This window comes from Arthrobacter sp. MP_M4, assembly GCF_035984855.1.
GTDB lineage: Bacteria > Actinomycetota > Actinomycetes > Actinomycetales > Micrococcaceae > Arthrobacter.
In genome coordinates this window covers 1-12,823 of sequence record NZ_JAXCHX010000005.1, presented here as the reverse complement: position 1 = coordinate 12,823, position 12,823 = coordinate 1, and the positions used below count along the sequence as shown (strand labels likewise).

The window sequence follows — 12,823 nt, the reverse complement described above, 5'->3', positions numbered from 1 at the left end:
GTCCTGCAGTTGCCGCCCGCTCTCCTCGTGTAACGAATCAACGAATAGCCGCCACAGGCCGGCCACAGATGAAAGAAGCGAACCCACGAATGCCAGGTCCCAAGCAAACCCAAGCACTAGCTGCCCTGAAAGCCACCGCTGAGCGGAATCTGCGTCGCGTGTGGCGGGCGCTGCCCCCCGAGCAGAAGGCCCGTATTCGGAAGGCGGCTCACCCGGCGACGCTGGCAAAAGCTCAGCGACAAGTCTCGTCTGTGCCGGGATCGGCGGTGCAGCGGCCGCAGCTGGCTATCATCGTGTCCCTGACAGACCACGCTGACGATCCAGCGGGGACCCTGCGCAGCCTGGTGGGCCAGAAGCCGTCGGCACTGGAAATTATCGTCGTTGATACAACCGGTGGCAGCCTGGGGCAGCAAGCGGTGCAGGAGTTCGCTGAGCGGGACGGGCGGGTGAGGTACGTCATGCTCCCCGGGTTCCGTGCAGAGGAAGCCCGGGAACGCGCCATCGCACAATCGCAGGCGCCGTATCTCATGTTCCTTTCGGCCGGAGACATTATCGAAAAAAACTGCCTCGGCACCATGCTCACGTCGTTGCGCGAGACGGATTCCTCGTTCGCCGTCGGTATGACGGGTGTAGCCAAAGGAAAGACCAGCGCCGTCGCTGACTGGCAACGCAACCTCCATTCGGACACACGGCCAGGGGTAAACCTTTCCGAGATTCCAGAAATTATGCAGGATGGTGCCCTGGCCAACAAGGTGTTCGCACGCACCTTCTGGACCTCGGCGACTGCTGACATCCCCCAGGACCGTGACCACTGGCAATATCAAGCTGTGCCCTCCCTTTACTTGCGTGCTCCGTCCTTTGACGTTCTGGACGTGAAGGTTGTCAGCACCTCATTGGACGCCGCCGTCCGGCCCGCGCCTCGAGAACTGATCTGCAACCTGCAATACCTGGAGGACCGTCTTCACCGACTCCAATCCCTTGCAGAGGAGCTTCGACGCGTTGGAGCTCCGGCAGTTTATCAGCGCGCGCTTTCGCAGGAACTGGGCAATGGGCTCTTCCGCTTCTACGAAGTTGTACCCCGGACCCAGCAAGCGTATTGGGACCGCTTGCATGCCGTGGTGAGTGGCCTTTGCGAGGGCCAGGAGTTGAACTGGGATCTTCTTAGGATCCACAATCGGCTTATCCTGTCGGCGGTCCTTGCGGACAGGCGCGAGGACGTCGTACGCATCTGCAACCACCGTAGTGACTACGGCTCCAGCTTTCCCACCTTGATCACCGACGCCGGTCCAGTGGCCACCCCCAGGTACCTGGATGAACTGTCGGATTACGATCCGGCACTCTTGCCTTGCCGGGATGTTGACCTTCGGCTGGTCAGCAAGATGACGCACTTCGCTTGGCGGCCGGACGGCCTATTGGAGATTGGCGGTCACGCATACGCTTCGTCAGTCGACCCGATAGAAGGCGGACTCTCGATCCAAGCGTCGCTTGTAAGCGCCGACACCCAGCAAGCCATTCAACTGACCGTTCAGCGCTACTCGGACAGCAGCATTGACTGGGAATCGAATGACAATTGGACTTCATACGCCGAAGCTGGTTTCCGCACCACCATTGACCCTGCAGTAATGTTGGCTTCGGAGCACGCCTCGCAGGCCAACTGGCACGTTGTCCTGACCGTGAGCGCCGGCGGCAGGACACTTTCCGCACCGTTGAGTCGCCGCGACCTGAACGGGTCCACCGGCCAACTGCCAGTTGGTCCCTTGCTGGCGGATGCCCGAATGGCCGTTGAGATGCGGCCTGCAACCACCGGTCTCACATTTGTTCCGGTCACTCCCCTATATGTAGCCACCTCAATTATGCTGACGGGACGAACCCTGGAACTGACCGTCGAGTCCCGTTCTGCGCCCCTGGCGGCCAAAGTATCCATCGAGTCCCCCAAATTCGGCATCCGGAAAACTGCGACGTGCCTCAGCGTGGAGGGAAACACTGCCGTCTACGTCATCGACGTCCCCCCGCTGGGATCTGGCGCTTCCGCCACAGTTGAGTATGGATGGCAGCTGCGCCTCGACAGCGGTTTTAAGACCCCGCAGCCGGTGGCGTGGCCCGAAGGGTCCGCGGACTTGGAGGCACACTCCGATCAGACCCGCAGCCTGAGGCTCGGCCTGACGGGTTACGGGTTCATCACCGTCGAGGAGCGAAAGAACCGTGTAATCGCTTCCTCCGTAGAAGTCTCGGCCGACAAACGATATGTAAGGGTCGAAGGTACGGCAGACCTGCCTGTTATCCATGCTCCCCGCTTTGTCCTCTCCAGCGGGAAGGCCGTCATCCCCGCGACGGACGTCGTGTTGACGGTCCGCACCAACGACGGTAGCAACACCTTCGCTGCTGATTTCCTGTTGCCCCAAAATCCCTGGGGCGGCAAGGAAGTGATGCCGGAGATCGGCGCCTACAGCGTGCGCTTCGTCCCTCCGGGGGTCGCCGACCACCTCGGGTACTGGTTTCCGGCGTCGTCGGAACTTCAAACCCAAATGCCCCGCCGTATTGAGGCGGACCGGCTGGAGGTCGGCGTCAGCCGCTCCGCCAAGGCCGGCGCGCTAACCGTTCACCTGCGGCCGCCCTTCACCTCCGACGAACTGGGAAGATTCAACCAACAAACGCTTCGGACACCAGCGACTGCGGGCGGAGACGCCGAGCTCAAGGACGCGGTGCTCTTCATGTGCTTCGGCGGGCGCCGGGCCACAGACAGCCCGCGCCGCCTGTTGGAGGAATTCCAGCGTCGCGGGACCCAGTGGCCTATGTACTGGGCTGTTGCCGACTTCTCGGTGCCTGTACCCGTTGGAACGAAAGCGGTGCTCATTGGCTCTGTGCTCTGGTATCAACTGCTGACCGAGTCCCGGATTCTGATCAACAACAACAACTTCCCCTTCTACTTCCGGAAGCGGCCGGAGCAGGTCTACATTCAGACTTGGCACGGCACTCCACTCAAGAAGCTAGGCAACGACGTCGCGCGCACCAATTTTTCGCTGTCCTACTGGAACCTGATGTGGCGGGAGGCAGGCTACTGGGATGCGTTGCTGGCGCAAAACAGCTATGCCGCTGACGTTCTCGCAAACTGTTTCGGTTTTGATGGGCGTGTTGTCGCGGAAGGATATCCGCGGAACGACAGTCTTACCGCAGAACGGATGGAACAAGACCGGCCAGCCATCCGCCGGCGCCTCGGAATACCCGACGGCAAGACCGCAATTCTTTATGCACCAACGTGGCGCGACGATGCCAGGACCGCCTCTAAACAGTACGAGATGGTCACCTACCTCGATTTCGAAGCGGCGCAGCAGGCGCTGGGCGAAGACTACGTGCTGCTCCTGCGTGGTCACCACAACATCGCGAGCCAGCGACAAACAGCATCAAATAAGTTCGTCATCGACGTGACCGAATACCCCGAAGTCAACGATCTCTACACGGCCGCGGACATCCTGGTTAATGACTACTCGTCCGTCATGTTTGACTTCTGCGTCACTGGCAAGCCCATCCTGTTCCTGACGCCTGACATCGCTCAGTACCGCGACTCGACCCGGGGTTTCTACTTCGACCTTGAGGAAAAGGCCCCGGGACCGCTCCACAGCACCACGGATGAGGTGGTTCGGTCCATAAAGAACATCGGCTCAGTGTCCCGCCGCTATGCTCCTAAGTACGAGGCGTTCGTCGAGATGTTCGCTCCACACTGCGACGGGAGCGCCACGACCCGTGTCTTTGACGCGTTATGGCCTGAAGTGCCGGGCGTGCCCCTGGCCGTCGGAGCCAGCCACCTGGGTTCGGAGACGGAACAATAGTCCCCCGCTGACGCGGCAATAAATGACGAGCATGATTAGGCGCCGGACAGTTCGTCTGTCCGGCTACCACGACTTTAGGACGCAGTACAAACCATGAGCCCCGCGCAAGACACGATCGAATACGGCCTTCTCCTCGAGGAGAAAATGGAATGGAACGCCGCCGTTGAGGTTTACACCGCCCTGATGGTCAACCCGGATGGTAACGAGGCCGAACTTGAATATCGCCTCGGCCATGCGCACTTCCATCTGAGCCAGTACGAACAGGCAGTGACTCACCTTCAGGCGGCCGTAGCCCTTCAGCCGGACAAGGCGTCATGGCACTACCGGCTCGGCTACGTCTTCGAAAAGTTAGCAAGTTTTGAGGAAGCCGTGCGGGCCTATCAGTCCTCGCTTGCTTTGGAACCTGGACATGCCAGGCGTATTGAGCGGCTTCGCTCAGCGTCAGCATCGGCAGAAAGGGTGCTAGCAGCAAGGCTCGAAGACCAAGTTTCTAGAGGAAAGCACCATCTTGCGCGGGTCGAAGAGCTGACCGCTGGTAAGGCCCCCTTGTGGCAGCTTATTGACGCACTGAGCGATGGACTGGAATTCCACCGAGATGATTCTGCATGGCTTATCCGGCTGGCAGATGCCCAGTTTTCGATGAATCGGTTTGTCGAAGCCGGTGAAAATTATGCTGCCGCGGCACACCTGAAGCCTGATCAAGCGGATCTTCACTTCCGCGCGGGTTGGTGCTGGGAACTTACCGGACGGCACGGCGAGGCCCAACGCGCGTACGATCGGGCCATCGCAACCGACTTCGTGCTGGATGCTCGCGCCTTTGGTGTTGGTGTGTTCTTCCAGAAGCGGGGTCGCTGGGTAGCAGCCGCGGATGCTTTCAAGTCAGCCATTCGCCTCAACCCAACGTCGGCCGAGCTCCAGTACAAACTTGGTTACGCACTGATGCGCTCCTACAAATGGCACGAGTCCATCGAGTCCCTCCGAATGGCGGTTGCAATGGACCCTGCCGTTCCCCTGTGGCATTACCGACTGGGCTTTGCCTATGAGCGGCTCGCCGAGTGGGAGGATTCTGCGCACGCCTATGAATATGCGACAACCATTCATGAGACCGCACCCTCGTACTGGTACTACCGGTTGGGTTATGTCCTTACTCAGGCACACGAGTTCAAGCGCGCGTGTCTGGCGTTCGCTTCAACTATGAAATCGCTGGGTGCGGCGGATGATAAACAGACCCACACCGCGCTATCCGCATACGAGGCACGACTCCTTACCGACAGCCTCCGCGCAGCAGTGAAGTCACAATCGGCTGAGCGCTGCTTTTTGGCGGGGGATCGACTGAGTCTCCGGGGTATGTACGCACTTGCTGCAGAAGCCTACGATGCTGGAGTGAAACGGATGGAAGTCCACTCTCCCGAAGCCTACTTTCGGTTGGGCAGTGCCCTGCAGAAAACCGGAGACTTTGAGTCCGCCTGCCTGGCATATGCCGAAACACGACTATTCAAGCGCGCACACGGCATCGATACAGCCGCTTACAGGAAGAACAAAGAGCTCAATCAGTCGATGATTTACACCGACTACCTAGAGACACTTCCGTTGATTCCCCAAACAATACTCTATGAGGCAAGCCACGGCGGCTCAGTCTCATGCAATCCGCTGCAGATCTTTCGGAGTCTCATAAAGGATCCGCGGTTCACCTCCTGGACCCATGTTTGGATACTTAACGATAAATCCCGTATTCCCATCGAATTAGCAAACAAGAAAAATGTAATCTTTGCGTCACGCGACAGCGATTTATACCTTCGATATCTGACCACAGCTACCCACCTAATTAACAACAACACGTTTCCGCCCTACTTCGTCCGACGAGAGGGACAGAAGTATCTGAATACTTGGCACGGCACGCCACTTAAAACATTGGGCAAAGATATTAAGAATGGTTTTATGGACCACCGAAATGCTGCCAGAAACTTTCTGCATTCCACTCACATGATTGCTCCCAATATATTTACGGCGAAGTGTCTTATCGAGAAGTATGACGTCGAGGGTATCTTTGCCGGGGCAATGGCGGTCACCGGCTATCCCCGCATCGATGCCACCGTGGGAGCCAGCCAGCAAAAAAAGACTGAACTTCGCCGCCGACTGGGCATCCGCGAAAATCAGAAAATCGTGTTGTATGCACCCACCTGGCGCGGATCGCTTGGAGCACTGGAAGATAACGGCATCGACATCGCGGGGGTTATGCGCCAGCTCGCCACTTTGGGCTGCGCACCGCTGTACCGAGGCCATGCGCTCGCCTCTAGCGACGAGGTCTCTAGTGATTTCATGGTGCCGGACGACATTCCAACCAACGATCTTCTTGCGATAGTGGATGTGCTGGTTACTGACTACTCCAGCATCTTTTTCGATTTCATGGCAACCGGCCGCCCGATCGTCTACTTTGCCTACGATCTAGAGGAATATTCCTCCGAGCGCGGCATGTATTTCGAACTGGAGTCTTTGCCGGGCCAAGTGTGCATCGATACCGCGGAACTGCTCCAGGGAGTCTCGAAATCGCTCGAGGACACACTGATCGACGATAAGTACCGGGCAGGCATAGATCAGTTCTGCTCAGTTGAGGATGGATTCTCTACAGACCGAGCGATAGAGTTTTTCTTTTTCGATGCGCAAGACTCTGTCATATCAGAAATTCGCCAACCGAAGCGTAACGTCCTTTTTTACCAAGGCTCTTTCATTCCGAATGGCATAACGACTTCCTATCTCAACCTCGTGAGCAACGTTGACAAAGGTTACAACCGCTTGTTTGTGGCGGTTGAGCCATCCACAGTGGCATCAGATGAACGCCGACTTGAAAAATTTTCTCAGAACCCGGACCATGTCCAAGTCCTCGGCCGCGTCGGAGGGCAGCTTGTTACCGCAGAGGAACGATGGGTAATCGACAAGTTCAACGCGACGGGTGACCTCGCATCACCGGAGTTGTGGGATATCTACGACCGTGCTTTCCAACGAGAATTTCGGCGACTATATGGTGATGCCAAGTTCGATGCAGTAGTTTGCTTTGAGGGATACGCAAGATACTGGGCGGCATTATTTGCAAACACAACAACACTCACTGCCCGAAAGTCGATCTATTTGCATAACGACATGCATCGCGAATGGCGTCATCGGTTCCGCTACTTGGAGTCGATGTTCCGGCTTTATGCAAAGTTCGACAAACTGGTGTCAGTAACTAAAAGTGTGCATGAGGAGAACATCCGCCAGTTGTCGACAGACTTCCATCTACCGGCTGCAAAGTTCACGTATTGCAACAATGTCGTTAATGCGGTTGAAGCACACCAGCTAGCAGCTGAAGTATTAGATGACGATCTCCATGACTGGATGAGTGCTGGTTCGAAAAACTTCATCACCATGGGACGCTTGTCTCCGGAGAAAGGCCACGCCAAGCTCATCAATGCGTTTGCCCACGTGGTTAAGCTAAATCCGTCTTGTACATTGACAATTCTTGGCGACGGGCCCCTCAGATCTGAGTTGGAGAAACTAATTGTCGACTTAGCTCTAGAGTCAAACATCTGTTTGGCCGGCTTGCGCCTCAACCCGTTTCCGGCCCTGCGAAAAGCGGACTGCTTTGTATTTTCTTCAGATTACGAGGGACAGGGCCTTGTGGTTCTTGAGGCTCTCATTCTTGGTGTTCCTGTCATTTCAACTGATGTCGTCGGACCAAGGAGCATCCTGGAAGACGGACACGGACTGTTGGTCGAAAACAGTGTCCGTGGCTTAGTTGATGGAATGCTACAGTTTCTTAACGGAAAGATGCCTAGAACTTCTTTTAACTATGAAGATTATCAGGTTGATGCCATAAAGCAGTTTGAACTGATAGCACTTGATGGCCAGTGAATATGGCTTCTCGTTGGTAGCCACGATCCTGACATTTATACGTTATCTAATGAGATGCGATCTAAATCTTGCGAAACGGAGTCTGAAGAAATGAAGGAAATTCGCCTAGATTTGAGGGACAACCTCCGCTCTCTCATGGAAAGGACTTCCGACCTAGAACCTGATGCAAGCTACGTTCAAGTTGATCATGGATCAGAATCAAAGGCTGATGAGAGCCTTATCAACATTTCGAGGAGAAACCCTGCAGCAAAGTCGCTCCTAAGCAGCCTAGCCTCCAAGGGATTCTATCTTTATCGGGTAACGGATGATGGTAGTCGTTTTGTTCGCGACCATACAATCGGGAAACTGTGGCATCGAGTAAAGGACGGCGATTTCTCTGTAAACGAAGAGGGCCTTATTTATTCATTTACTCCCGCCACAGTCACTTCAGAGTTTACTCGTATTTTGGTTGTATTTTCTTCTATGAGTACTAGTATTTATAACCCCAGCATAATGCGGTACTTCGAACAGAACTTTCGATCTGCTCAGCGACATGTTCCTCCCAACACAGCAGTACTCCGAATCGCGGATATTGGCGGGGTTGTCGGCGCTTTCTACCTTAACACTGTACGGAACCCTGATAATGCGACGCGGGTTCGCCGCCTCATATGTGACGTTGCTATCCAGCACGGCGTTTCTCTGAAGGATATTGTTCTATACGGCGCTTCGAAGGGTGGCACCGCGGCTTTGTACCACGGACTGACCGGAGGTTTTAAGTCGATTGCTGTTGATCCTGTGATTTCCGATGAGTACTATGTCTCGAAGTACCAAGACTCACATTTTACGACCGCGGATATCTTTCCCGAAAAGAAGCAGGACGTCTTCCAACGCGTGGTCGCACAAGCAGTTGCAGGTGATTCTCGCACGGCCGCGGACAGTACCACGACTGCAGTTATATACTCGGAGAGGTCGCCGCAATACGCTGCCATCCAGGAGATCGCTGCCCTGAAACTTCAGCACCGTGCCGCGTTCTTTAATTGCATCAATTCTGAGATTCTTGATCATCCGGACGTAAGCCCGAAATCGCTTAATACGGCGGCCATGCTTATGAACATGTTTTTTTATGACCTACCGTTAATGCCGGGTTTGCGCCGTATTGTATAGCATGAGCGTCATCCGCCTATGCTGTTTGCCCCCTAGTATTGCCACCCGGCTAATCGCCCTTCTCAACTGTAAAAAGGAACGTCCAGATGGAAGACAGCTCTACTCCTGCATTAGCCTCGCTTGAGCGGGGTCTCAGATCCATAGCTGACTTGCTGGAAAAGCAGACGCAAAGTATAGAGACACAAGGAAGAACCATAGCGAGGCTACAGTCAGAGTCTTGGGAACAGGCTCGGATGCTCGAGGTTCTCGGACGAATTGAACTAAGGGACGTGTTGACCGAAGTCCGTCGGACGATTCAGGACCGGCAACTTTCCATGATGGAATCTGTGAACCAACTGGCCGAAGGCAAGTCAATAGCACGTTGGGGCGACGGCGAGATCAAGTTGATGCTCCAGCCCGAATTCGATCTCATGTTCCAGAAGTCCTCCGAGGACCTCGCCAAGGATCTAAGGTCTCTAATGGTCGCGCACGACAGTATGTCCGAAAATCTACTGCTCGCGCTACCGACTGTGTATACCACTCGTCTCTGGATGGGCATTTGGGCCGAAAACTGGCACAAAATGAAGCCTCTTTTAGAAGCGTCGACTGCGAAGTGGGCTAACACCCACATCACGCGGCCCTCATTCTTTCAACGTCATGGCCAAACAGCCGTCGACGCCTGGCGGAAGGTTTGGGACGGCAAACGAGTCTGCATTGTGGCAGGCAAGGGATCTCGGTTCGAATTGATTCCGCAGCTTTTTGACAACGTAGCGAGTGTATCAAGAGTAGATTCGGAACCCACGGATGCCTACGCTAGTCTTGGGCAGCTGAAGGAAAGCTTAGAAGGCATTTCAAACGTCGACCTGTTTCTCATTGCTCTTGGTCCCACGGGGACCGTCCTCGCCGGACATTTGGCCTCCCCTGAGGGAGGTTCACGACAGGCTATCGACATAGGCCACCTTGCCTCCAGCTACGCCAATGTGTTCACCGGTGGTAAGGTCCCGGAGGGCCTTCCGACTCGTCTCTGATCCGACAGAATCAGGGTCGAGTGTAGACGCCTGGAGGCTCGGCTCGACGCCTCACGCGTGCTGGGCCACTGGGTCCGATTCCTCCGATCGGGCGCTAACGATCCTGCTCTTTCAGATCCAAAAGAACTCTTTACCCTGCTCTTCACGGTTCTGAGGACATGATCTCGTGTCGGAGATATTGCGGTGGCCCGCGGCCCTGCGGGGATGAGCGTCCCAGCATTCAACCTGGAACAGGACGACGAGCCTATCGTTGTGGCGGCCGACCCTGCCACCGGCATCATCAACCTGCCTGACTATGCGGTCATTTCCGCCACCGCACCGGCTGATGGCTGGCGCCGGGTCATTGTGGAAACCGACCTGCCTTCGGGGTGCCCGATCTGTGGGGGCGTCGTGAGGAGGCGGAAGAAACGACGCTTCCAGTAGATCCGGGACATCCTCGCCCCCAGCGCCGCGAAGGTCCTCTGGGTCCAACTACCGCCGGCACTGCCGGGAATCCGCCTGCCCGCGGCTCTCGTCCTTCGAGTCCACCGCCCGAGTCCCGCGTCGTACCCGATTCACGTCCCAGATCCGGGACCTCGTCATTGATGCGATTTTCAGTTCCTGCCGTGTCCGAGACCGCCGCCGCGTTCGCGCTGTCGTGGTGGATGGCCCGCCCCATTGACCGAAGAGTCTTTGCCGCCGACGACCCGACGGGGAACTCCAAGCCGTTTGAAAGGTGAAGGAGCAACTCAGAGCACTGCTGCGCACAGATGCTCTGACCAATTCCGCCGTGGCGAAAGAGGAACTCAAAATCTTGGCCGAAGCAGCCGGACTATTTGAACCAACAAGCTCTGCCGCACGGTCCGCTAGTGGTGGATCGAGATCGACGTCCTCACCAGCACCGGCGGAAGCCAGTCCACGCAAGCGGAGAGCCAGGTTCCCCAGACGCACGTCGTTCTCGATCGTCGTATGGACCGCTACGCGGAACAGCGGCGCTTCCTGCCAAGGACGGCCCGCTTGGCCCGGTCTCACTTCTGATAGGACGCGCGAGACGCGTCACTTGCTTTTCGTGTTCTGTCAGGGAAGTCCCACCGTTGCCACGATCATATTGTGGTCGGAAGGGAAGATGCCGGTGTAGTTCCCTGCCGCATCCAGCTTCGCCACCGTCTCCCACTTGGAGACGCGCATCTTCGACGTGAGAATGTAGTCGATGTTTGTTCCGTTGGCCGCGGGATTAGCGTTCGCCCTCGGAATTGTTTCCAACCCATTCCAGCTATTGATGTTGGCGTTGATTCTGGACTCGGCTGTGGCCTCCATGCTGGGGAATTCCTGCCGGTAGTCGTTACCGAGGGGGTCGACCAGACCATTCGCCGTCATAACGTCGTAGGGAGCGTTTGACGGTTCCAACCATTTGTTGGAGTTCAAATCGCCCGCGAAGATAACCGGCAGGTCTTCCGTATTCTGGCGCTTGATCTCAGAAATTATGGTCTCGGCCTGCTGTTTACGCAGCTCATAGAACCCCTCCGCCTTGCTGGATGACAAGTGGGTATCCCCGAAGAAGAACAGTTTCCCTGTGGATTTTTGACGCACAACAGCCCAAGCGAAGTAGCGGCGGTTCTCCGGCACGATGCTTTCCGGAAGCGCTTTGGAGCCGGACCGAACTACGTCCATGGTTCTGGAGTTGTAGAGGATTCTTGTGCCCTGGGATGCGCCCTGGTCCTGGTAGACACAGTCAGTCGGCGTCGTTGAGTTTACGCAGTTGTTTCTCTGAGTGTTGGTCAGTTCGTACGGGGCGCCGGCGGCCTTCAGCCGCTGCTGCAAATCTTCGAACTGGGTGAGCCCTCCGCTATATCCTGCTTCATTGAGCCACGCTTGCGAGGCTTCCTGAATGCCGAGAACGTCCGGCATTTTGGATTTGATGGTGTCGACGACGACTCCACGCCGGTCGGCCCAGGGCAGGGCGTTGACGTTCTCTTCGTCCCCCGAGATGCAATTGGCGCAGGTGACGTTGAAGCTGGCCACGGACAAGGGGTTGACCAAAGGTGGTGGTGCCGGCGGCGCCACCAATGTCTTCTGGGACAGTACCGGTGTGTAGTCGCTAAGTGACACTCCCTCGCCGTCAATTACGCGGACCTGGAAGTAGTAGGTGGTCGAGGGATTGAACCCCCGCCTTTCAACGTGGGTCGTTCCGGCATACCTGTGCCACGTCGCGTCCGACATGTCTGCCTTGGTTGCCACCGCAAGGCGATAACCCGGCGCGTTTGGAACAGGGTTCCAGCTTAGGTTCACGGTGCGGTAGGTGGCACTCGCGATGAAACCTGTAGGTGTCGGATATGGGTCAACCGGTGTCGTGAAACTTACCGCCGGTGAATATGATGTTAGGTTTTCGCCCGCAGCACCGATGACTCGTACGCGAGCGAAATACGCGGTCGTTGGCTTCAGCCCCGTGACAGTCCCGGACGATGAGGTGAAACGGGTGAACTTTGAGTCGCTCATGTCCGGCTTGCTGTACACCTGCACCCGGTACCCGGGAGCTGAAGGCACCGCATTCCACGCCACTCCGGCCGAACTGTGGTCGACGGCGATAGCGGTCAGCCCGGCGGGCACCGCGAAGGCGGGAGCTGCCGCGGTCGTGACCGAGATCGGCGCCGAATAGGCCGTCAACGAAACCCCGTCATCGGAGATCCCCCGGACCCGGAACTGATACGTGGTGCTCTTCACCAGATTCTTGATCTCCGCCACCGAATCCGTGAACCGGAAAAACGCAGAATCACTCATGTCCGGCTTGCTGTACACCTGCACCCGATACCGCGGCACATTCGCCGACTTCGTCCACGACAACGTCACCGACGTATCCGTCTGAACCGTCGACTTCAACCCCGCCGGCACCGCGAAGGCGGGAGCTGCCGCGGTCGTGACCGAGATCGGCGCCGAATAGGCCGTCAACGAAACCCCGTCATCGGAGATCCCCCGGACCCG

At 56.7% G+C, this 12,823-nt stretch carries 6 protein-coding genes; 5 read left to right on the top strand and 1 reads right to left on the bottom strand.

The window, feature by feature from the left end:
- Nucleotides 1-68 precede the first annotated feature (68 nt).
- The 5 genes from RCH15_RS06305 (at nucleotide 69) to RCH15_RS06285 (ending at nucleotide 10,288) form a co-directional block, all read left to right on the top strand.
- Nucleotides 69-3,827 carry a CDP-glycerol:glycerophosphate glycerophosphotransferase gene (locus RCH15_RS06305; protein ID WP_326959163.1) on the top strand — a complete coding sequence of 1,253 codons (3,759 nt, stop codon included), beginning with the start codon at nucleotides 69-71 and terminating at the stop codon, nucleotides 3,825-3,827.
- 93 nt (nucleotides 3,828-3,920) lie between these two features.
- Nucleotides 3,921-7,715, top strand: a complete 3,795-nt coding sequence (locus tag RCH15_RS06300) for a CDP-glycerol glycerophosphotransferase family protein (protein WP_326959161.1) — start codon at nucleotides 3,921-3,923, stop codon at nucleotides 7,713-7,715.
- 90 nt (nucleotides 7,716-7,805) lie between these two features.
- Nucleotides 7,806-8,858 carry an XcbB/CpsF family capsular polysaccharide biosynthesis protein gene (locus tag RCH15_RS06295; RefSeq protein WP_326959160.1) on the top strand — a complete coding sequence of 351 codons (1,053 nt, stop codon included), beginning with the start codon at nucleotides 7,806-7,808 and terminating at the stop codon, nucleotides 8,856-8,858.
- Nucleotides 8,859-8,944: 86 nt separating this feature from the next.
- Nucleotides 8,945-9,865 (top strand): GT-D fold domain-containing glycosyltransferase, encoded by a 921-nt coding sequence (locus RCH15_RS06290; RefSeq protein WP_326959158.1) that lies wholly within the window; start codon nucleotides 8,945-8,947, stop codon nucleotides 9,863-9,865.
- Nucleotides 9,866-10,069: 204 nt separating this feature from the next.
- The gene (locus RCH15_RS06285; protein WP_326959156.1) at nucleotides 10,070-10,288 is read left to right on the top strand and encodes a hypothetical protein; all 219 of its coding nucleotides are present in this window, start codon (nucleotides 10,070-10,072) and stop codon (nucleotides 10,286-10,288) included.
- Nucleotides 10,289-10,921: 633 nt separating this feature from the next.
- Here the strand turns inward: RCH15_RS06285 and RCH15_RS06280 are convergent.
- Nucleotides 10,922-12,823 (bottom strand): fibronectin type III domain-containing protein (locus tag RCH15_RS06280; protein ID WP_326959154.1); only part of this gene is annotated, 1,902 nt, incomplete at its 5' end.